The sequence below is a fragment of the Pseudomonas sp. GW456-12-10-14-LB2 genome, from assembly GCF_002884345.1.
GTDB lineage: Bacteria > Pseudomonadota > Gammaproteobacteria > Pseudomonadales > Pseudomonadaceae > Aquipseudomonas > Aquipseudomonas paraglycinae.
The window spans coordinates 183,302-206,001 of the sequence record NZ_POHV01000002.1 but is presented as its reverse complement, the minus strand read 5'-3'; the positions used below and the strand labels follow the sequence as shown (position 1 = coordinate 206,001).

Here is a 22,700-nt window from a genome sequence, read left to right as displayed (position 1 = left end):
GAATTCAATATTCGATCCGAACATCCCCCTTCGGCACACTGCAGCAAGAAAGAATGTACCCCTCCGCCTCGTCGTCCTCGGTGATCCCGCCGTTGTGATCCATCTCCACCTCGCCGCCCAGCTTGAGTACCTTGCACGTCCCGCAGATCCCCATGCCGCAGGCTTTCGGGATCATCAGGCCGACCTTCGCAGCCGCCGCATGCACGGTCTCGCCCGGGGCCACACGGATGCTCTTGTCCGAAGAGGTGAATTCCACCAGGTGCAGATCCGCCGCCGGGACTTCCGGTGCTTCCGCCGCCTGTTCGGCCTGCTCCACCGCATCGGCACGGGCTTCCGGCGGCGTGGCGCCGAAGGATTCCTCGTGATAGCGCTTCATTTCGTAGCCGGCGTTTTCCAGCAGGCGTTTGACCGCCGTCATGTACGGCGTCGGGCCGCAGCAGAAGACTTCGCGCTCGAGGAAGTCCGGCACCATCAGTTCCAGCATCTTGTGGTTGAGGTAGCCGCGATAGCCGGCCCACGGCTCGCCCAGCCCATGCTTTTCGCAGATCAGGTGCAGGCTGAAGTTGTCGATCCGCGACGCCATGTGTTCCAGCTCGCGGTGGTAAATGATGTCTTTCGGTGAGCGAGCGCTGTGAATGAACGTCATGTCGACGTTGCCGTTGGTGTCGTAGAACCAGCGCGCCATGGACATCACTGGTGTGATGCCGACACCACCGCTCAGGTACAGCACTTTCGGGCTCGGGAAATCGATGGCGTTGAACAGCCCGACCGGGCCGTGTACCGCCAGCTCCTGGCCTTCATGCAGGGTGTCGTGTAGCCAGTTGGACACCTTGCCCCCCGGCACGCGCTTGATGGTCACCGAAAAGCTGTACGGCACCGACGGCGAGCTGGAGATGGTGTACGAACGCATGATCGGCTGGCCTTCGATCTCCAGCTCCAGGGTCACGAACTGTCCGGGCTTGAAGAAGAACAGGATCGGCTGGTCGGCCATGAAACAGAAGGTGCGCACATCCCAGGTTTCCTGGATGACTTTGACGCAACGGACGATGTGTCGGCCATTGGCCCAGGTCTGGGTGGTGACCGGATTCAGGAAGCTGTTCGACATGCTGTTCTCCACGGCCGACTGTCGGCCTTCATGTGGCGATTCTGCGTATAGCGCGAACGCCCCGTTTACCTATCCGCGACATTGACATACTTATCGCGACCAGCCCCCAACCACCGGGGGTTGCGCGTCGGGAACAGATTGCACCATGTCGCCCATGGATAAGGTTCCGGGCAGCGGCGGCCCCACACTCGCCCCAACACAAACAGATTCTTTACACCTTGCGTAGCACCCCTTAGCCGCACACCCGATCAGCCACTTTCGCGGCCACGTAGATGGCCTTGAGGATTACATCGATGGACACCGCAAGAATCAGCCTGGGCGACCCGCTGGAACCCGCACGCAAGGCCACCGCACAAATGCTGCAGGAACGCGAGCGCACCTACTCCCTGCCGCAGCCGTTCTACAGCGACGAGCGGCTGTTCGATATCGACATGCAGGAGATCTTCCAGAAAGAGTGGTTGATCGCCGGCATGACCTGCGAAATCCCGGCCAAGGGCAACTACATCACCCTGCAGATCGGGAAGAACCCGATCATCGTGATTCGCGGCGCCGAAGGCGTGGTGCACGCGTTCCACAACGTCTGCCGTCACCGTGGCTCGCGCCTGTGCACCAGCGACAAGGGCAAGGTCGCCAAACTGGTCTGCCACTACCACCAGTGGACGTACGAGCTGGACGGTCGCCTGCTGTTCGCCGGCACCGAGATGGGCGCCGACTTCGACATGAAGCAGTACGGTCTGAAACCGGTGAACGTGAAGACTGCCGGCGGCTACATCTTCATCAGCCTGGCGGAGAACCCGCCGGCCATCGATGACTTCCTGTCGACACTGAACCACTACATGGAACCGTACGACATGGAGAACACCAAGGTGGCGATTACCACCACCTTGATGGAAAAGGCCAACTGGAAACTGGTGCTGGAAAACAACCGCGAGTGCTACCACTGCAGCGGCTCTCACCCGGAACTGTTGAAAACCCTGCTGGAATGGGACGACGTCACCGACCCGCGTGCCGATCAGGCGTTCAAGGATCACGTCGCCGCCTCCGCCGCTGCCTGGGAAGCCGAGAAGATCCCTTACGCCCACGCCAGTTTCGGCCTGCGCAACCGCATCGTGCGCATGCCGCTGCTCAAGGGCACCGTGTCGATGACCATGGACGGCAAACAGGGCTGCGCCAAACTGATGGGCCGGATCAAGAACCCGGACCTGGGCTCGATGCGCATCCTGCACTTGCCGCACTCGTGGAACCACTGCATGGGCGACCACATCATCGTATTCACCGTGTGGCCGATCAGCGCTCAGGAAACCATGGTCACCACCAAATGGCTGGTGCACAAGGATGCGGTCGAAGGCGTGGATTACGACGTCGAACGCATGCGCAAGGTGTGGGACGCGACCAACGATCAGGACCGTCGTCTGGCCGAAGAGAACCAGCGCGGGATCAACTCCACCGCGTACCAGCCGGGCCCGTACTCCAAGACTTATGAGTTCGGCGTGGTCAACTTCGTGGACTGGTACAGCGAGCGGATGCTGAGCAACCTCGGCGCCGAGCCTGCACCGTACCTCAAAGGCGTGCCGGTCCAAGGCTGATTGCATCTGACCGATCGTTCCCACGCTCTGCGTGGGAATGCAGCCGGGGACGCTCTGCGTCCCAAAAGCGGACGCAGAGCGTCCATTGAGGCATTCCCACGCGGACGGTTCGACGCCTCGACGTGGGAACGATCATGGCGTCCTTATAGCAACCGCATCATTGCGATGACCACCTTACCGAGCCATCCTCCCCGATAAACTCCTCGAAAATCTCCTCCCCCACCAACCTGATCTTCGCGTACCCATTCAACACCCGCAGCGGATAGTCCGGATCGTTGGCATCCTGCGTCTCCGAAAACAGCACCCGCGAATGCCCGTTCAGTTCGCTGGTGGTGCCATAGGGAATCGCTCCATGCCCGGCACAGCGCGCATGCAGCCCACCCTGCGGCGCATAGACGATGCCATTGTGCAGATGCCCCCAATACCAATAATCCGGCTCACGCCCCAGTGCATCGCACACCGGTTGATATAGCGCGGTCTTGTTGTGCCCGGTGATGTCGAAGCCCTGATGGTGGCTGAGCACCATGAGTTTCTTGCGTTTGGGCAGGCTTTTCATCCACTCGATCTGCGGCTTGTTCAGCGTGCCGTCCATGTACAGGTTCATGACGTCCGAGGCGTACGCCGTGTCCAGCCCGACAATCAGCCAGTCGTCGTTGATCAGGGCAAAGTAGCTGGTGCCCTGCTGCCCAGGAAAACGCGCGGCCAGTTCCTTGAAATAACCGTGGGCGCCGCTATACATCTCGTGGTTGGAATTGAGGGTGAACGAACCGTGGGTGCCCATTGGCCAGCCCGCCATGTCGGTGTCTTCCTGGGAGTGGGTGCCGGCGTAATAGACATCCCCCAGGTGAATGGTGAAATCGGCATTGACCAGTTGCATCTGGTTGGCCACCGACACCGCCGGCGCATGGCTGTTGAACGGCCCGGTGCCCCAGTCGCCGGCAATCGCCAGCGTCACTTCGCGATCCATTGTCACCATTGCCGGATCGGTGCCGAAGGTCGCGTGATGGCGCAGGTTCTCGATCCACTTCAGCAGCGCCTCGCTCCACAGCAGATCCAGCAGCTCCCATTTGCGACAGCCCAGTAGCGTGCCGTCCTTGAGCACCCTGGTCTGCAGTTGATCGGGCGATTGCGGCAGCGGCGTCGCGCTGCCGATACGCAGGATCGACAAACCGTGGGCCAACTCCCACGGCACGGCCGGCTCGTCGGTCGGCAACTCGCCGTGCTTGAGCACGTATTGCGCCTGATCGTGACCGCGCTGGAGCAACTTGATGATGGCTTGAAACTCCTGCGGCTCCAGCTCGCTGATGAGCTTCATCCAGGCCATTTCGATGCGCGTGAACAAGCCGTGCAGGCGCACCTTGACCTTGTCGTATTCGTGTTTCAGATGACCGACCGCTGACATGGCGTAATCCTCTATCCGTAGGGGGTTCACAGGGTTTTCATGAATTCGATCAGCGCACGCTTGTCGTCGTCCGACAGCGTCGTGCCGTACAGGTGACCGCTGTTGTGATTGCCTTCCAGGCGCGTGTCGTAGGTGAAATCCGCCGAGGCTTTGGCCTGCGCGCCGCTGGTCACGAAGCCGACGTTGACCGGATCGTAGACATCGGAGCCGGTGACGAACACCTGCGGACGTTTTTCCGGCGGTTGCAACAAATCCCACAGGGTCGGCACCGAACCGTTGTGCAGGTACGGCGCGCGCAGCCAGATGCCGTCGGTGGGCGTGTTGCTGTAGCTCTGGGTCTTGCGATAGGCGCCGAAATCGAACGGCGGTTTCTTGAAGGTGTGGAACGCCGCCACCAGCCCGGTGGTGAACGAGTTCAGCCGGTGTGGATCGGTGCCGAGCTGGTCGATGTTGGTGGTGACTTGCCCGGTGTCGGTACGGCCGAAGTCATGACAACTGGCGCAATTGGCCTCCCACACCGGTTTGCCTTGGGCGACCTTGGCCTGATCCAGTGCCCACGGCCACGCCGGCGCCTTGTGCCCGAGCAGCCAGTTGGTCACCCGGTTGAAACTCGGCGGCAGCACCGATTCCGGCGTCGCGCCCACGGCCATCGCGGCGGCGTAGTTGCGCTCGTGGATCTTGTTGTTATTGCCGTCCCAGTGCAGGTACATCGATTCCCGGGGTTTCTGGTTCCACACTTGCGGCAGGTCGACGGTGCCGATGGTCGAGTCATCCGGGAAGCCGAACACCACCATTTTCGTCGGGTTGAAGGTGTCGGTGCGCCCCGGTCCCTGTTGCGGGCGCAGTTTCTGCCAGGCGTAGGCCTGCTTCTGTTTGAGCAGCGCGGTCTTGGCCATCGGGATGATCAGGTAGCGGTTGTAGAGCTTTTCGAAAAAGCCCAGCTGGAACTTGCTGTTGATCGCCGCCATCACGGCGTCGGTGGTGAATTTCGGATCGCTGGCGCAATCGTAGGCGAACCACTGGAAAGCTTGCAGTTGCAGAGTGTTGGCCGGTGCGCTCGGCACATTCACCGCGACATCGCTGGCATTCGCCCGGTAGGAACCGGTGTGGCACAGCGCGCAGTTCGGCTCGACGGTCGGGTAGCCGATCTGTCGCTTGGCCATGCCGATCGGCAGGTCCTTACCGTTCTCGAACAGGAAGCCGAAGACTTCCCAGCCGCCGGGTTTCGGCAGTTTCTCCGGGCACATCTGCGGCAGCACGGAGAACAGGTAATACGGAATTCGCGCTTCGATACCGAGACCGATGGCGGCGTATTTATAGTGATCTTCGTCGGAGGCGTAATCCTGCTCCGGCACCACCCGCAGCATCTGATACCAGGTCTGGTAACCGATGAACGCCAGCAGTGCCACAACGATCAGCGTGCCGACCTTGAACCCGTGACTCTGCCACTGCCGCGCCCACGCTGCGCGCCATTCGCGCCAGCCGTCACAGAGCAGCGCCAAGGGTCGGTTTTCAGGGGTGGTGCCGAGGTACAGCAGGATGCCGAGGATCAGGAAAAAGCTCAGGTCGCCCATCAGCATCGGTACGAATACCGAGCCCTGGCTGCTGGTGTTGATCAGGTAGATCCAGAACGCCACGGCGATCAGCCGCGTCAGCACGCACAGCCAGGAATGCACCACGTAGCGCGGCGCGTTGAAGCCCGACGGCATGTAGAACACGCTGATGCCGACCAGCAGCATCCCGGCGTTTTCCAGCCACGGGTCGGAGAGTTGCGGCGGCAGGCCGACCACCGATGTCAGCAACCCCGGCGCGAACAGCGCCGGGATCGCGAACACCATGTTCATCGCAATGCCGAGCCAGATGAAGCGTTGAAACCAGCGGATGTAGCTGTCCATATCAGTTCCCCAGATCGTTCCCCCGTCGAAGCGTCGAACCGTCCGCGAGGGAATGCATCTCGTGACGCTCCGCGTCACAAAAGCGGACGCAGAGCGTCCATGGCGGCGTTCCCACGCAGAGCGTGGGAACGATCGACACGATCGGGGCTATCCGAGGGCTGTTTTCTCCAGGTGTTCAAGGATGATCGGATACACATCGACCACCGCGTTCTTGCCGAACATGCAATCGATATGGCCGTAACCCGGCACCACATGCCGGCTGTAGCGCTCCGGCCCGTGCTTCTCGCAAACCCGCTGATAAGTCTTGAGCGTGCTCTCCGGCAGATAACACTGGTTGTCGGCACCGCTGATAAAACAGATCGGCATGGTCAGCCGATCAAAGTGCGGCATGTACACGTCGTGCCCTTTGAAATCCACCAGATGCCCTTTGCGCACGATCAGCGCCAGGTGCTCGAAGGTCTCGATGTTCGACTCGCCGAACAGCTCGTGCAGGTTGTCGTGCAGGGTTTCGTTGAGGGTGTCGTGGCGATACAGCGAGGCGTACATGAAGGTGATGCGGTGGCACACCGGGTTGGTGCAGTAGCCCTGAGCTTCGATCCGCGCGTAGCCGTTGAGCGCCTTGTCGTAGAGCCGGTTGAACCAGTTCTCCTTGCTGTCGGCATAGGCGGTCATCGATTTGATGCCGATCGCATCGAGCATCCCCGGCAAGTGCAGACCGGCCTTCAGCCCCGTTGCCGTCGCGACCACCGTGTCGGCGGCGATCTGCGAGCAGACCACCGAACGCACACCCTGCAAACCGGCGAGCAGCGACATGAAGAAGGTCGTGGCGCCGTAGCAATGCACCACGCACTGCACGTCCTTGGCCTTGGTTTCCTGCTGGATCTGCGCGATGGCGGCCTTGAAGTCGTACTGGGCGATCTGGTCGCCGTTCCATTCCTTCTTGCTTGCCGGCAGCAGGATGCTCACCCGGAAATCCAGCAGCCACACGTCGTAATCGTGCTTGCACAGAAATTCGAGCAGGTTGGTCTGGATGGTGTCGGTGGAAAAGATATTCGAGCCCACGCCCAGACCATGCACCAGCATCACCGGGCCTTTGCTGCCGGCCTGATAGCGGGTCAGGCGCAGCTGGACGCCATCTTCAGTGGAGAAGAAATGCACGGCCGGCGTCGGTGCATCCAGTGGCCGTTTCAGCCGCGGCGGCGCGTCGGGATTGAAGTATTTGTCCCCGGCAAACACCCCGCCGTAACTCTCCCAGAGAATCCCGGCGAAGAACTTGCCGAACCGCGCCAGCCCTTCGATGCGCTCACGCTCGTTGCGCGCATTGAGGACTTTCATGGTGGTCATCTGCTTGGCGAAATCGGTCGGTTTGATGTGCATCACACCCGAACCGATGACTTCGCCGGATTTGTCCGGCCCGCGATACAGCGTGACGTAGAGGGTGCTGGTGTCGTGCCAGATATTCAGCACGCCGTTGTCTTCCGGCACGGTCTTGAAGGCGCTGAAGAAATAGTCGTGGCCGTCCTCGGCGGTCAGCTTCATGTCGTACTTCATGTGGCGCGTGTCGACCTGCTGCTCGAACTGCTCGAACAGGTTGAACACACCGTTGCTGGCGGTCAGCGGTTCCGGCGACAGCGCCGGGGCGATCACCGTGCCGACGATGGTCGCGGCGTGCTCCGGCTCCTTGATCATCCGGTTGAGGTCGTTGGCGGTGATGGTCAGGGTGAAGTCGATCGGCGAGTTGTCCGCCTCGCCGCGTTTGGCGGCCGCCTCATAAACCTTCAGGTCGGTGCTCTGCGCGGCGGTGAAGGCGCGGGAGAAGTAGCCTTTCATGGTTTCAGTGAACTGCACGCCAAGGGTCGGCGGCGCGGTCTGTTTGCGCTGCGCCGACGGCAGCGTGTAGTCGATCGTCCAGCCACGATCGGCGGCCAGCAGGCCCATGTTGCGCTCGCTCACGGCGGAGATGGTCAGGAGCGGGTTGACTGCCAGTGACGTCGGGATCACCGCGCCGTCGGTCACGTAAAGGTTGGCGTAGACATCGGTGCCACTGGCGCCGCTGAACACCTGGCCCTTGTGGTTGACCACGCCTTGCGCGGCGTCTTCGCCCATCACGCAACCGCCCAGCGGATGCACCGAGACGATGCTGTGCTTGAGCAGTTTGGTCCAGATCGGATTCTCGACCCAGATCCCGCCCAGAGCCTTGGTGCTCTGGTACAGCCGCTCGTTGCCGATCTTGAAGTTTTCCTGCTCGCCGACGCCCGGCCAGTCGATGCGCAGTTGATCCTTGCTGTCGAGGACCATGCGTCCCTGGCCGCTATCGTGGCTCATGATCAGGTAGGTCTGCATGTTGTGCAGCGCGCCGTGATACGGGCCACGCAGGAAGCTTTCGGCTTCGCGCTCCTTGTACTTCACCTTGCCGCTGAAGCTGTCGTCGGTGGGCTTGCCGATCATCTCGGCGAACCCGGCCATTGCCGGCACCATCGGCCGACCAAGGGCGCCCGGGATCGAACCTTCCTCGATGACCATGCGACTGCTGCGGTCACCCTCGGTGCGCATGTCGATGATCGAGGTGATGCACGGGCCGACCGGTTGCATTTCCTTGGCCGAGTGCGCGCCGAAGCCGATGCCGTTGATGGTCTGCTCGCAGTTATGGCCGAAGCCGAGGATGTCGCCGTTGCCGCTCATGTTCTCGCCGAGCTGGCCGGACATCACCAGGCCCTTGTCCCGCGAGCGCAACAGAATTTCGGTGGAGCCGAGGGTGCCGGCGGAGACCACGACGATGTCGGCCTTCACGAACAGCGTCGGCGCGTCGAACTTCTCGCGGCCGCTGTCCAGGTACTGGAAGTGCACGATCCAGCCATTGCCGTCGCGCTCCAGATGCCGCACCTGGGCCTGACAGAAAATCTCTGCGCCGTGGTTAGTGGCGTCCGGCAGATAGTTCATCAGCGTGGTGTTCTTGGCCTTGTTGTTACAGCCCGAAACGCAGTCGCCGCAGTGGTTGCACGGCAGTTGCTCGACGCCGACGTGGTTGAGGTTGTTGGGCAGTTTGTCGAAGGTCACGTTGATCGGCGGCTTGTAGAAGTGCGCGCCTTGCTTGAGGAAATCTGCGGATTTTTTGTTGGCATCAAGCTTCGGCAGGTTCGGCGAGGTGCTCGGGTAGGGATTGGGCTTGAGCATCTCCCGGGCCTTGGCGTAACCCTCCTTGAGCAAGCCGTCGTGGTCCTCACGTACCGCCAGTGGCCAGCGCGGATCCTGGAAAACATCGACGGTCGGCTCCAGGGAAACGTTGGCATTGATCAGCGACGTGCCGCCGAGGCCGCAACCGACCACCACGTTCTGCTGCGCGTTGACGTGCAAGTCGAACAACCCGGTGCGCGAGCCGATGTGGCCGTCCGGATCGTGCACCTGCAATTCCTCGGTCGCGGCGATCATGGTGTTGGGGTATTCGCCGGGCTGGATCTCCCGACCGCGTTCCAGCAGACAGACCTTTTTACCGGCCCGGGACAGGCGCGACGCGGCAATGCCGCCGCCGTACCCGGAGCCAATGACGATGACGTCGTAGTGTTCCTTGATTTCGCTGATGGGCGTTGCGATCCGTGTCATGAGGTGGTTCCTCTCTCAGGCAGATGGGGCAACTCTGCGGTTGCCTGCAATCAATGGGCGAACGGGCACCTGGCCTCCGGGAAATCCCGACGGCAGTACAACGGTTTGGGCAGGAATCAGGCGCTACAGACGGGCGTGCTGATTGGCGGCACGACGCAACGTGCGCTTGCGTGGCGAAGCTGCCGGCAGAGCACGGAGCGTGCAGGGATTGAGGGGTAAGCGGTGGGGCCGGGTATCCATCACGCGTTCTCCCTGAACCAGATGTGGATAAGTGAAGGCTGTCCTTGTGCCATTGCAGTGAAGACAGGCACCGGATCGAAGTCAAGGCAGCCTCTTAGAACTGTATGAAATCTGATCAATTGCCTTTTGGACTAAGCCCGCCGGGGGTTGCAGGGTTTGGCGAACAAGTTATCCACATAGACACCCACAGCTAATGGGGACAACTGTGGATGACCTGGAAAAAAAATCGGGATTTTGTGAAGAAAATTCGTGACTTATCCAGAAGCAGGGTTTCCATTGGCGATTGATTGTTTTTTGATCAATCGTCTACATGTCAAGGATTACGTGGCTTGTAGAGGATGGCGAACACCTTATCCACAGAAGCGCCAACAGAGTTCGGGGGTAACTTGTCGGGTGCTGTGGAAAAGCGCTGGAGGCGTTGATAAATAGGGGTTTGCGTGGGGATTGGCGGGTTAAAAGACTGAATTGAGCGTTTTTTGATCAGATCTTTGTAAGCCACGGTTTATATGGCTTGCAGCGTACAGCGAACATCTTATCCACAGAAGCGCCAACAGAGATTGGGGGCAAGTCTGAGAGTTGTTCTGGGGAAAAACTCAGAAAAAACCGCGAGTTAGGCTGGTTGTTTTTTGATCTGAGGGCTGAAGGACTTGGTTTGTATGGGGTTGGGAGAGGGGCGAACATGTTATCCACAGAGTGGTTAACAGGGATTGTGTGTAAATTCTGAGGAGTGGATGGTTTGTGACCGCTGCCCTCACCCCAGCCCTCTCCCGGGGGGAGAGGGAGCCTACGGTGGTGATCTCGCGAGGTACATCGACCTGAGCGTTTATCGTGACCTCAGGTTTTCTCAAATCTGGCGAGAGAGTGATCGAGTCTTGGCGAACCAAGGTCACCACCGGAGTCGCAGGTCGATGTAAGTGGCCGGCCCAACTCGGTCAGTCCCCTCTCCCCCCGGGAGAGGGCTAGGGTGAGGGGGCTTCTAGCGGACAACACCTTCTTCGATCAACAACTTCAAAATCGCTTCAGCACCGGCCTGCGCCGTCACACCTTTTAGTACTTGCCCACCACCCCCACTGGCCTTGGCCGTCGCCGCCTTCATCCGGTCCGCCCCGCTCTTGGCCTTGATCACCTTCAACCGTTTCGGTCGGGGCTTCGCCGGTTGCAGGGTCGCCACCGCCAGCAATTCGTCGTCCACCACTTCCACGTCCTCAGCCTGGAGAACGCCACGTCGCGCCGGGCCATAAGCACTCTGCCGAGGCTTGGGCGCAGCGTTATCCACAGTCGCCAGAAACGGCAGGCGCACCTTCAGCCGGCGCCGCTGCCCACGGGGCAACGCTTGCAGCACCAGTGCCGAACCGTCGTTGATCGACTCAACCTGAGCCAACCCCACCACCAGCGGCCAGCCCAGCCCTTCGGCCAGCAGGAACGGCAGCATCCCCGAGCCTTCGCCGGTTTCCGCCTGGCTGCCGGTCAACACGACTTGTGCACCGGCATCACGCAGATACTCGGTCAACGCCGGCAGCGCATCGGCGCCCGCCGGTTGTTCCAGCACATGCATCTGCGCAAGTCCCATGCCCAGATAGGCGCGCAGCGCCGGTTCCGCGATGTCGCCGGCGTGCAGCACTTGCAGGTTATCCCCTGCCAGTTGCAGGCCGAGTTCCACCGCGCGTGCGTCCTGATCGGCGCGGCGCGGGCGGCCGGAGGTCGGGTGGGCGCCGATTGAAACCAGACTGATGATCTTTGTGCTCATAACCGTTCCTTAAGCCGCATCGCGCTTGGCTTCGTTGCGGTAAGCCTCTACCGCCGCGATCAAGGCCTGAAGAATTTCCGCGCTTTCGCCGATCACCGACAGGTCGGCACGCTTGATCATGTCGCAACCCGGATCGAGGTTGATCGCCACGACCTTGTCGCAGGCACCGATGCCTTGCAGGTGCTGGATCGCCCCGGAAATACCCACGGCCACGTAAACCCGCGCGGTGACCCAGGTGCCGGACGCGCCGACCTGACGGTCGCGGGCCATGAAGCCGTCGTCCACCGCCACCCGCGAAGCACCTTCGGTGGCGCCGAGGGCGGCGGCAGTCCTGTGGAAAAGCGCCCAGTCCTTGACCCCGTTGCCGCCGGAGAAGATGAACTCCGCTTCGGCCATCGGAATCGCCGCCGGATCCACCGCCACAGCGCCCAGATCCTCGATCCGCGACAGGCTGCGCGCGACGGGTGTGGATAACTCCACCGGCAGCGCTTCGTGACGGGTTTCGCTGACCGGTTCCGCACATTCGGCGGACGCCAGAATCAAACGCGCCACCGGGCGGGCCAGATCCTGCAACCCGGCACCGGCGCGGCCGATGCACTCCTGATCCTTGACCTGCCACACCCGTGTCGCCGGGCGCTCGCCCAGTGCGGCAGCAAAGCGTCGACCGAGTTCGCCGCCACCGCTGCGGCTGTCCGGCAGGAGCCAGTGACGCGGGTTGAACTGGTTATCCACAGCCCGCAAGCCCTGGATCCGTTGTTCCGGTGCATAACCGCTGAATTCTTCGCCTTCCAGCACCAGCAGGCGGTCAACGCCCGCCGTGGCGAAAGCGTTTTCCTTGTGCTCACCAAACACCACGGCCAGCACCGCGCCGTCGCTGCCGGCCAGTTGATGGGCCAGGCCGAGCAGGTCGCGGTCGTGGCTGCTCAAGCGGCCGCCGACCATGTCCGGGACCACGCTGATGTAGAACGCCGGGGCTGGCACCTGATGCAGTGGCAATTGCACTTCGACCGCTGCCGAACGCTTGACCGCCCCGCCCTGCTGGGCGCCGCTGCGGTCGATGCGCTTGATGCCGTTCGGCCCGATGAAGCCGATGCCGTGCAGGTTCTTGCGGATGATCCCGTTGGGCCCCATCCAGCTGTGTTGCGCCGGTTGCATGGCCGCGTGCAGAGGGTGCAGGCGGTTGCGTGCGATCCATTCGGCGCGGGGGTCGCGGCGGATAATGTCGCTCATCAGTGGGCCTCCGCAGGTTCACGTTTGGCCGGGGTGGCAGGCTTGTTCGGCGCGGCGTCTTCGAGCAGCGCGTCGGCCACCAGTTCGGCGATGTCCTTGATCAGCGGACGCGGTTCGACCACGCCTTCAAGCATCGCCGTGCACTGTGGACAACCCACGGCCACCAGCTCGGCGCCGGTCTCGCGGATGTCTTCCATGCGCATGTCGGGGATCCGCTGCTTGCCCGGAATGTCGGTGATCGGCGCCCCGCCACCGCCGCCGCAGCAGCGCGAACGGAAGCCGGAACGTTGCATTTCCTTGATCTCGATGCCGAGGGCGCGCAGCACTTCGCGCGGCGCCTCGTACTCGCCGTTGTAGCGGCCGAGGTAGCACGGATCGTGATAGGTCACGCTGTTGCCTTTGTGCTGACCGAGGTTCAGCGCGCCGGCCTGGATGATTTCCGCCAGATAAGTGCTGTGGTGCTGCACGAGGTAGTTGCCATCGAACGCGCCGTACTCGTTTTTCAGCACATGGAAGCTGTGCGGATCGCAGGTGACGATGCGGTTGAAGCTGTAGTTGGCCAGGGTCTGGATATTGCGTTTGGCGAGCAACTGGAAGGTCGCTTCGTCACCCAGACGGCGGGCCACGTCGCCGCTGTCACGCTCTTCAAGACCGAGTACAGCGAAGTCGATTTTCGCCGCTTTCAGCACTTTGACGAACGCACGCAGCGTGCGCTGATTGCGCATATCGAAGGCACCGTCGCCGACCCAGAACAGTACGTCGGTGGATTTCTTTTCGCTAAGCAGATTGAGGTTCAAGTCCGCCGCCCAGTTCATCCGTCCGCCCGGGGCAAAACCGCCGGGGTTGTCGGTAGCGATCAGGTTTTCCAGGACTTCGGCGCCCTTGTTCGGCGTCGCGCCTTTTTCCAGCGTGAGGTGGCGGCGCATGTCGACGATGGCGTCGACGTGCTCGATCATCATCGGGCACTCCTCGACGCAGGCGCGGCAGGTGGTGCAAGACCACAGGGTTTCGGCATCGACCAGACCGTTGACGATCGGTTGATGTGGATTGCCGCCGTGTTCGCCCACCGGTTTGCCGGGGTACGGGCTGCCGGCGAATTTAGCATCGGTGCCGCCAGCGAGGCCGACGACCATGTCCTGAATCAGCTTTTTCGGGTTCAACGGCTGGCCGGCGGCGAACGCCGGGCACGCGGCTTCGCACTTGCCGCACTGCACGCAGGCGTCGAAACCGAGCAACTGGTTCCAGGTGAAATCCTTGGGTTTCTCCACGCCCAGTGGCACGGTCGGATCGTTCAGGTCCAGCGGTTTCAAACCGGTGGAACGACCACCACCAAAACGTTCGGCGCGACGGTGCCAGGCCAGGTGCAGGGCCCCGGCGAAGGCGTGTTTCATCGGGCCGCCCCAGGTCATGCCGAAGAACAACTCGGACACGCCCCACAACACACCGATGCCGAGAATCGCTGCCAACACCCAGCCACCGAAGTTCTCCGGCAGGATTCCGGCCACCGGCAAGGTCACCAGGAAGAACGAGGCCGAGAACGCCAGCAGGCTTTTCGGCAGGCGCATCCACGGGCCTTTCGACAGCCGCGACGGCGGGTTGAGCCGACGCCGGTAAACGAAGATCGCTCCGACGAACATCACCGCCGTCATCAGCAGCAACGCGTAGCCGAGGATCCGGTTATGCAGGCCGAAACCGTGCACCAGAATCGCCAGCACGATCGACGCCACCGCACCGCCCGCCGTGGCGACGTGGGTGTTGGCGATGTATTTGTCCCGCGCCACCACGTGGTGCAGATCGACCATGTAACGCTTGGGCATGGCGAACAGGCCGCCAATCAGATCGACCTTCGAGGCCCGGCCCCGGCGCCACATGGCCACCCGCCGCAACGCACCCAGCACCGCGAGGGCCAGGGCTGCGAACAACAGGATTGGAAGAAGGGTGTTCAACATCAGAGTCACCTCTGGCGAGGTGCAAGCTACAAGCTACAAGCTGCAAGAAAGAGCAGTGGAAACTGCAGTGCTTTTACTTGCGGCTTGCAGCTTGGGCTCGCAGCTGAGCCGTCAAAAATCCTTACAGAGCCGGAGTGCGTCGTAGATGGCGGCGTGGGTATTACGCTGCGCCACGCAGTCACCGATGCGGAACAGCAAGTAACCGTCGCCGGTGCTGCTCAACGAAGGTTGTGGCTGGATCGCAAACAGTGCCTCGACATCGATCTGGCCCTTGTTGCGCGAACCGTCCTTGAGGGCGTAGTAGATTTCTTCGTCCGGGCGCACGCCGTTCTCGACGACCACCTGATCCACCACCCGCTCCTCTTTGGCGCCGGTGTATTCGTTCTCCAGCACCGCGACGAGCTTGTCGCCTTCGCGGTAGACCTTCTCCAGCATCATGTCGCCGGTCATGATCACTTCTTTCGGGTACATGCTGCGGTAGTAGGTCGGGAACGACGTACCGCCGATGGCCACGCCCGGCTTGATGTCGTCGGTGACGATCTCGACCTGGCTGCCCTTGTCGGCGAGGAAGTCGGCCACCGACATCCCGGTGAACTCGCAAATGGTGTCGTAGACCAGCACGTTCTTGCCCGGCGCGACCTTGCCGTCGAGCACGTCCCAGCTGCTGACCACCAGCCCTTCGGCGGCGCCCCAGTGTTCGTTCTGTTCCAGGTACGGATGCCCGCCAACGGCCAGCACCACGATGTCCGGACGCAGATCCATGATGGTGTCGGCGTCCGCCGCAGTGCCCAGTCGCAGGTCGACTTTCAGTCGCGCGAGCTCCAGCTGGAACCAGCGGGTGATGCCGGCGATCTGGTCACGCTGCGGTGCTTTCGAGGCCGTAGTGATCTGCCCGCCGATGAATTCCTTCTTCTCGAACAGGGTCACGTCGTGGCCACGCTCGGCCGCCACACGGGCAGCTTCCATCCCCGCCGGGCCGGCACCGACGATCACCACCTTGCGTTTCGGCCCGGTGGATTTCTCGATGATGTGCGGCACGCCCATGTATTCACGGGAAGTCGCAGCGTTCTGGATGCACAGCACGTCCAGACCTTGATACTGACGGTCGATGCAGTAGTTGGCGCCGACGCACTGCTTGATCTGGTCGATCTGGCCCATCTTGATCTTGGCGATCAGGTGCGGGTCGGCGATGTGGGCGCGGGTCATACCGACCATGTCGACGTAACCGCCCTCCAGAATCCGCGTGGCCTGGTTCGGGTCCTTGATGTTCTGCGCGTGCAGCACCGGAACCTTGACCACTTCCTTAATCCCGGCCGCCAGGTGCAGGAACGGCTCCGGTGGATAACTCATGTTCGGAATCACGTTGGCCAGGGTGTTGTGGGTGTCACAACCCGAGCCGACGACGCCGATGAAATCGAGCATGCCGGTGTCGTCGTAATATTTGGCGATCTGCTTCATGTCTTCGTGGGACAGACCGTCCGGGTGGAACTCGTCACCGCAGATACGCATGCCGACGCAGAAGTCGTCACCGACCTCGGCACGCACGGCTTTCAGGACTTCCAGACCGAACTTCATCCGGCCTTCAAAGGTGCCGCCCCATTCGTCGGTCCGCTTGTTGACGCGCGGGCTCCAGAACTGGTCGATCATGTGCTGGTGCACGGCCGACAGTTCGACGCCGTCCAGGCCACCGGCCTTGGCGCGGCGCGCGGCTTGCGCGTAGTTGCCGATCACCCGCCAGATCTCTTCCGGCTCGATGGTCTTGCAGGTGGCGCGGTGCACCGGTTCGCGGATACCCGACGGCGACATCAGGGTCGGCCAGTGGAAACCGTCCCAACGGGAGCGACGGCCCATGTGGGTAATCTGGATCATGATCTTGGCGCCATGCTTGTGCATGGCGTCGGCGAGATTCTGGAAGTGCGGGATGATCCGGTCGGTGGACAGGTTCACCGAACTCCACCATTGCTGCGGGCTGTCGATCGCCACCACGGACGAACCGCCACAGATCGCCAGGCCGATGCCGCCCTTGGCTTTCTCTTCATAATATTTGACGTACCGTTCGGTGGTCATGCCGCCGTCGGTCGCGTAGACCTCGGCGTGCGCGGTGCTGAGCACGCGGTTGCGGATGGTCAGTTTGCCAATTTGAATTGGCTGAAACATTGCTTCGAAAGCCATGGCGGGTTCCTCGACTTACAACGGCTTGACGGTGAACAGGCCGTCGTCGTGGCCTTCTTCGGAGCCACCGTAGACCTGCTCGGCCACGGTGCGGATCTTGCTGCCGCGAGCGGCGAGGATCTGGTCCATGGCACCGGCAAACCAGCCGGTGAACATGTAGTCGACCTTGCGCCCGACCTTGCCGTAGACGTAGACGAACGCCGAGTGTTCGAGCTTGACGCTGGCGGTGCCTTTGTCGAGGTCGATGTCCTGGATCTTGAACAGGCCCCAGCCGCGCTGCGACAGGCGCTTCATGTAGTGCTCGAACACCGCGACGCCTTCCAGGCCGTGGCACTCGGCTTCTTTTTCACACCAGTGCCAGGCGGATTTGTAGCCGGCCTTGTAGAGGATTTCGGCATAGGCGTCAGCGCCCAGTACTTCCTCGATGCCCATGTGGTTGTTGACGAAGAAATGCCGTGGCACGTACAGCATCGGCAGGGCGTCGGAGGTCCAGACACCGGTCTCGCTGTCGACTTCGATTGGCAATTGCGGGGCGATCTTGGCCATGGAAACTTAACTCCAGAAAAATTTTGGTGTTGCCCCCGGCGCGGACGGCCGGGGGGAAGTATTCGGGAAGCGGCGGCTTACTCGCCCCAGACGTCCTTGAGGACGTTGACCCAGTTTTCACCCATGATCTTGCGTACCACGCGCTCGGAGTGGCCGCGCTTGAGCAGGGTTTCGGTCAGGTTCGGGAACTCGCCGACGGTGCGGATGCCCAGCGGGTTGATGATCTTGCCGAAGTTGGTCAGACGGCGGGCGTAGCCCTTGTCGTGGGTCAGGTATTCGAAGAAGTCCTGACCGTGACCCTGGGTGAAGTCGGTGCCGATGCCGATGGCGTCTTCGCCGACGATGTTCATGGTGTATTCGATGGCTTCGGCGTAGTCGTCGATGGTCGAATCAATGCCCTTGGCCAGGAACGGCGCGAACATGGTCACGCCGACGAAACCGCCGTGGTCAGCAATAAACTTGAGCTCTTCATCGGACTTGTTGCGCGGGTGCTCTTTCAGCCCCGACGGCAGACAGTGGGAATAGCAGACCGGTTTTTTCGATTCGAGGATGACTTCCTCGGAAGTCTTGGAGCCGACGTGGGACAGGTCGCACATGACGCCGACACGGTTCATCTCGGCGACGATTTCGCGACCGAAGCCCGACAGGCCACCGTCACGTTCGTAGCAACCGGTACCCACCAGGTTCTGGGTGTTGTAGCACATCTGCACGATGCCGACGCCGAGCTGCTTGAACACCTCGACATAGCCGATCTGGTCTTCGAACGCATGGGCGTTCTGGAAGCCGAAGAGGATGCCGGTCTTGCCCTGCTCCTTGGCCTTGCGGATGTCGGCGGTGGTGCGGACGGGGATCACCAGGTCGCTGTTTTCGCGAATCAGTTTCTGGCTGGCAGCGATGTTGTTGACCGTGGCCTGAAAGCCCTCCCACACCGACACGGTGCAGTTGGCCGCCGTCAGACCGCCCTTGCGCATGTCTTCGAACAGCTCGCGGTTCCATTTGGCAATGATCAGACCGTCGATAACGATGCTGTCGGCGTGTAATTCGGCTGGGCTCATCAGGCGTCCCCTTATTGGCGATTCATGCGCCGAATCGTCTGCCGGCGCTTTGGGGCCAGCATATGCCTCGGTGCGCGACCAGCCGGGTGCAAAAACGACAGGGGAATTGCCGAAAGCGTCAATCCGCGACAAAGGGTCGCCAACCGGTCCGACCGGCCACCTGTTCAAGCCCGCGAGCTTGAGCCAGAATCTGCCGCATCCCGGAAACACCACTGGATTAGAGCGGCGACATCAATGAAATCGATCTTCCTGGCCCTGGCCCTGATTGCGACCGGCGTACACGCCGCCGAAGAGTCCGACAACAACCCGTGCGACGCGGTGGAAAACGACATCCAGACCCTGGAATGCTCGACCTACAGCCGCACCACCGCCGAAGACCTGCTCAAGGACAACTACGCCAGCTTGAACGAGCGCATGCAGACCACCTACGGCAAGAACCCGGCGCAACTGGCCGACATCACCGCCAAACTCAAGGCCGCCCAGCAACAATGGCTGAAAACCCGCGACGCGGACTGCGCCGTGGAAGCCTTCCCGGCGACAGACGGCAGCAAGGCATTCAAGATTGCGCAGAATGACTGCGTGGCGCGTATGAGTGACGAGCGGTCGGAGTTTTTGGAGTCGATCGGACAGGAGTGAGAACGCTCCCCCGCACGAGTCGGGCAGGAACGTTGACACCCCATCGTCAAGACGCCATGAAGGGCGACTTGAACGGACTCTTCTGCAACGGCTGGATGGGTGCGTAGTCATAACCCAGTGCGCGGATGTCCATGACATCTCTGATGGTTCTCGTCCATGGCGCGAGCGCGTCATCAAAGTTATGACCGGGCGGCCCACCACGGATCGGCGTGTAATGCGGAGCCCACTGCGGATTGTCCAGCGCCATTTTTGCCTGCCACTCCGCCCAGATCCTGTCGATATTACAATGATGCAGGAAGAACACCGGATCTTCAGGGGAGGTCATGGCCAACATGTTGCCCCCTATCCACAGGTGGACGCGGTTGTGCAGCTGCGAACCCGGGGTGGTGACTTGAGGATCACCTCGCTGCGTGATCCACCCCTCTAGTCGATTGCGAAATCCCCTGGTGTATGGGCCGGAATCGTAAGGCGGCGTGTCATATAACCACTCTCGCATCGCCATTTCCACGTCTTCCGACGTCGGAAGCGAGGTAACAAGAACGCCGAACTGACGCTTGAGACCAGGTTCCGTCTCACCGTTCTCCGGGTAGGCAGGAACCGGCCAGTTTCCGTACTGGTGAGCAAAAGGTCCGGTCTGTACTCGGTCATGATCACCTTGACTGCCATTGCCACCCATCCATTGATCCGTCCAGACGGGTGAGCCTGTCGGATCCGACACATCTTCAGTCCAGTCCCAATATGGCAGAGTCACTTGAGGATCAATCGCGCGCAAATCCGTCTCAAGCTGCATCAGCATTTCTCGATGCCATGGCAGAAATGCCGGGCCAAGGTGGGCTCCGTTTCGATAATCAGAATCTTGCGGTTCCCAAGGATGCACAGTGGGTTTCATCACTTGGTGATGCCAGTGCACATATTTGTCGTACCCCCCATTACGCTTGAGGGTGAGCAGACAGTTGATGAAGGCTGCCCGCTCGACGGCCGTATGCGAGCGAATGTTTTTCCTGATGATCATTGTGCGACTCCTTTGCCGGAACAGTCGTTCTCATGTTCAGAGCCGATGATGGCTCTCGCATCAATCTTCGAGGCAATGTCGATAAGGATCTACTGTCAGAAATAACAGGTCGCCCCCGGTTTCAGATGAACGGTATTTACCTCTGAGTAATTCGTGGATGACAGCTAAGCCCGAAATTTTCCCCGCCATGCACCCTGCAACATTCGGTCGAACGTTGTTTATTGGCCACCTGAAAAATATAAGCAAAGATTCGCAAATCTTATAAAAGACTTATATTCTGCCATGAACAGCATCCACTGGACTCGAAAGGCCGTTAAGCAACTCCTGAAATTGCATTCCGCTCATCAGCGTCAGGTCAGAGATGCCATCACGGTGCTCGGTGATATGCCTGATGTGGGCAATGTGAAAGCACTGGTTGGTCATGACTACGCCTATCGGCTGCGCGTCGGTAGTTACCGAGTCATGTTTGACTGGAATGGCGCGATCAAAGTGGTCAGTATTCAAGAGGTAAAAAAACGCGATGAACGCACTTACTGACATCCAAATCATCAATGATTCCGAGGGCAAACCCGCTTTCGTAGTCATTCCGTACGCGCAATATGTGGCGCAGAAAATGGAGCCTGACCTGATTCCCCATGAGGTGGTCAGTCGCATTGTCGACGGGGCAACTCCGATCAGGGCCTGGCGCGAACATCTCAACCTGACCCAGGAAGAAGTAGCTCGGCGCATGGGCATTTCACAGCCGGCTTTTGCCCAGCAGGAAACCGTTGCAAAGCCGCGCAAGGCCACTCGCGAGAAGATTGCAGCGGCATTTGGCATCACCGCCAACCAGCTTGAGCTGTAAGCTGCACCTCTTCAGCCAATCAAGGGATTCACATGAACATCTGCGGTATCGAAATCAAAGGCAGTGAAGCGATCATCGCCGTGGCGTCCCTCGACGGTTCGGTGTTGAGCCATGTCGCGCTGAACACCAAGAAAATCGCGCTGGACGATGACGACGAGGCGGCCAACGTGAAGCTGTTCGCCGCTCAGGTGGCGTCGTTCGTGCGCGAGAACTCGATAGATCGCATCGCGATCAAGAAGCGCAGCAAGAAGGGCGAGTTTGCCGGTGGGCCGACCACGTTCAAGATCGAGGGCGTGTTTCAGTTGCTGGACGGTTGCGAGGTGACGCTGCTGTCGCCGCAGACGATCAATGCCCAGGCCAAAAAGCACAATTTCGAGCTGCCGGGCACGCTGAACAAGTATCAGCATGAAGCCTACAAGGCAGCGTGCTCGGCATTGGTGAAGAAGTAGCTAGCGCGCTTTACGTGCGCTCAGCCAATCACCGAAGGACTTATCCTCCAGCGCATAGCCCCCACGGCTCGACTTCCACACCAGCTCCTTGTCGCGCAGGGCATCGATGCAGGCCTGAATGGTCTGGGTGCCCGGCACCACGTCGCTGCCCATGTTTTCCAGTGCCTTGCCGACTGCCATGAGTGTGCTGTCAGTGAACGGTGCAAAAGGCTCGTTGTTCTGTGAGCGCTCCACCATCACCTCCAGCACGGCGCGCTGAGGGATGGTCAGCGCGTTCCAGGCGCTTTCGAACTCGGTCCACACGCCTGCGCGCAACAATTCGGCACGGCTTTGCAGCAACTGCCCCAGATTGCTGGCCTCGCCCAACTCCAGCGCGACTTCGCCGATGATGGTGCGCAACATTTCCGGGCGTCGCCCCACCAATTCAAAGGCGTCATCGATATCGGCCGCACTGAACTGGTTGGTCTCGGCCAGATGGGCGTTGAGGTGCAAGGTATACGCCTGGGTGAACTCTTTCCCCAGCAATGGAAAGGGCGTGATGCTCGAGCCGAAGAACGGTTGGCTCTTGCCCAGCACCAGATGGGCGAGTTTGTCGCGATTGGAACCGGTGAACACCAGATGCAAACCGCTGCCCTCGCCTTCACGTCCCTGGTTGAGCTGATCCCGCGCAGCCTTCAGGGCAAACATCGCGTTGATGCCCGCGGCGGTGGTGAGCGCGTGCTGAGCCTCATCGATCACCAGCACTACGGATTTTTCGGCGGCACTGTGGAGCAGTTCCAGCGCTTGCGTCAGGGTCGCGCCGGCCGGCAGTTGCGGCTTGGTGAAATCCCAGGACAAGGTGCGCAGAAAGCTGAGTTTTTCGATGCCGATATTCTTCGCCAGTTTGCGGATGCCCTTTTCAAAGGGGACCAACGCGCCTGCAATGGCACTGGCGATCAAGTCAGCAGGGTCTTTTTCCTTGTCGGCCCACAGGTCGACGTAAACCGTCAGCCAGCCTCGGGCCTGGCATTCCGGGATCAGGTCCTCGCGCAGGAAGGTGCTTTTGCCTGTGCGACGCGGCGCTGCCAGAAAAAGGCCGGAGGTGAAATCCTGCAGACCTGCACCCACCAGACCATCGGCAACGCTGCGGGCCAGAGCGGGGCGGCGGAAGGCGAAGCCGTTGTTTCGGGACATGGGTTTACACTCAATTATTCAAACGACTGTAATTTATACCTGAAAGTATAATTAACTAT

General features: G+C 60.9%; 17 protein-coding genes. 5 read left to right on the top strand and 12 right to left on the bottom strand.

Translation table 11 applies throughout. The features are described from left to right. Positions 1-4 precede the first annotated feature (4 nt). Positions 5-1,105: a glycine-betaine demethylase subunit GbcB gene (gbcB, locus tag C1X29_RS02460; protein ID WP_102716767.1), complete on the bottom strand. Its 1,101-nt coding sequence runs from the start codon at positions 1,103-1,105 to the stop codon at positions 5-7. 293 nt (positions 1,106-1,398) lie between these two features. Here gbcB and gbcA point away from each other — a divergent pair, with 293 nt between their 5' ends. Beyond that, positions 1,399-2,691 carry a glycine-betaine demethylase subunit GbcA gene (gene gbcA / locus C1X29_RS02450; RefSeq protein ID WP_102716766.1) on the top strand — a complete coding sequence of 431 codons (1,293 nt, stop codon included), beginning with the start codon at positions 1,399-1,401 and terminating at the stop codon, positions 2,689-2,691. 157 nt (positions 2,692-2,848) lie between these two features. Here gbcA and C1X29_RS02445 read toward each other — a convergent pair whose 3' ends face one another. The 9 genes from C1X29_RS02445 to C1X29_RS02405 form a co-directional block, all read right to left on the bottom strand. After that, on the bottom strand, positions 2,849-4,093 hold the full coding sequence (locus C1X29_RS02445) for a metallophosphoesterase (RefSeq protein WP_102716765.1): 1,245 nt from the start codon (positions 4,091-4,093) through the stop codon (positions 2,849-2,851). Between the two features lie 26 nt (positions 4,094-4,119). Continuing rightward, a complete protein-coding gene (locus tag C1X29_RS02440; RefSeq protein WP_102716764.1) occupies positions 4,120-5,988 on the bottom strand; it encodes a hypothetical protein in 1,869 nt (622 codons plus the stop codon). A gap of 147 nt (positions 5,989-6,135) precedes the next feature. After that, entirely contained in the window at positions 6,136-9,588 is a 3,453-nt protein-coding gene (locus C1X29_RS02435) for a GMC oxidoreductase (RefSeq protein WP_102716763.1), read from the bottom strand. Between the two features lie 1,216 nt (positions 9,589-10,804). Further along, on the bottom strand, positions 10,805-11,575 hold the full coding sequence (locus C1X29_RS02430) for an electron transfer flavoprotein subunit beta (protein WP_102716762.1): 771 nt from the start codon (positions 11,573-11,575) through the stop codon (positions 10,805-10,807). Positions 11,576-11,584: 9 nt separating this feature from the next. Then, entirely contained in the window at positions 11,585-12,805 is a 1,221-nt protein-coding gene (locus tag C1X29_RS02425) for an electron transfer flavoprotein subunit alpha/FixB family protein (RefSeq protein ID WP_102716761.1), read from the bottom strand. Then, positions 12,805-14,754, bottom strand: a complete 1,950-nt coding sequence (gene dgcB / locus C1X29_RS02420; RefSeq protein WP_102716760.1) for a dimethylglycine demethylation protein DgcB — start codon at positions 14,752-14,754, stop codon at positions 12,805-12,807. Before dgcB ends, C1X29_RS02425 begins: the two co-directional genes overlap by 1 nt. A 111-nt stretch (positions 14,755-14,865) precedes the next feature. Further along, positions 14,866-16,926 (bottom strand): dimethylglycine demethylation protein DgcA, encoded by a 2,061-nt coding sequence (gene dgcA, locus C1X29_RS02415; protein WP_011336289.1) that lies wholly within the window; start codon positions 16,924-16,926, stop codon positions 14,866-14,868. Between the two features lie 15 nt (positions 16,927-16,941). After that, positions 16,942-17,472 (bottom strand): DUF5943 domain-containing protein, encoded by a 531-nt coding sequence (locus C1X29_RS02410; RefSeq protein WP_007926354.1) that lies wholly within the window; start codon positions 17,470-17,472, stop codon positions 16,942-16,944. A gap of 77 nt (positions 17,473-17,549) precedes the next feature. Further along, positions 17,550-18,527, bottom strand: coding sequence for a dipeptidase (locus C1X29_RS02405; protein WP_007959776.1), 978 nt, complete (start codon positions 18,525-18,527; stop codon positions 17,550-17,552). Between the two features lie 234 nt (positions 18,528-18,761). Between C1X29_RS02405 and C1X29_RS02400 the strand changes: the two genes are divergently transcribed. Next, positions 18,762-19,163, top strand: a complete 402-nt coding sequence (locus tag C1X29_RS02400) for a lysozyme inhibitor LprI family protein (RefSeq protein WP_007959774.1) — start codon at positions 18,762-18,764, stop codon at positions 19,161-19,163. A gap of 46 nt (positions 19,164-19,209) precedes the next feature. Here the strand turns inward: C1X29_RS02400 and C1X29_RS02395 are convergent, their stop codons facing one another. Beyond that, a complete protein-coding gene (locus tag C1X29_RS02395) occupies positions 19,210-20,175 on the bottom strand; it encodes a tyrosinase family protein (protein ID WP_102716759.1) in 966 nt (321 codons plus the stop codon). 282 nt (positions 20,176-20,457) lie between these two features. Here C1X29_RS02395 and C1X29_RS02390 point away from each other — a divergent pair, with 282 nt between their 5' ends. Genes C1X29_RS02390 through C1X29_RS02380 form a run of 3 tightly spaced genes read left to right on the top strand, consistent with a single transcriptional unit; the run spans position 20,458 to position 21,468 of the window. After that, on the top strand, positions 20,458-20,712 hold the full coding sequence (locus tag C1X29_RS02390) for a type II toxin-antitoxin system RelE/ParE family toxin (RefSeq protein WP_102716758.1): 255 nt from the start codon (positions 20,458-20,460) through the stop codon (positions 20,710-20,712). Continuing rightward, positions 20,696-21,019 (top strand): helix-turn-helix domain-containing protein, encoded by a 324-nt coding sequence (locus tag C1X29_RS02385; protein ID WP_085608908.1) that lies wholly within the window; start codon positions 20,696-20,698, stop codon positions 21,017-21,019. Before C1X29_RS02390 ends, C1X29_RS02385 begins: the two co-directional genes overlap by 17 nt. Positions 21,020-21,051: 32 nt before the next feature. Next, complete coding sequence (locus C1X29_RS02380) at positions 21,052-21,468, top strand: DUF3010 family protein (protein WP_007959772.1); 417 nt, start codon at positions 21,052-21,054, stop codon at positions 21,466-21,468. On the opposite strand, the gene C1X29_RS02375 is transcribed toward C1X29_RS02380, so the two are convergent. Beyond that, positions 21,469-22,641, bottom strand: a complete 1,173-nt coding sequence (locus C1X29_RS02375; RefSeq protein WP_102716757.1) for a hypothetical protein — start codon at positions 22,639-22,641, stop codon at positions 21,469-21,471. Positions 22,642-22,700: the final 59 nt, after the last annotated feature.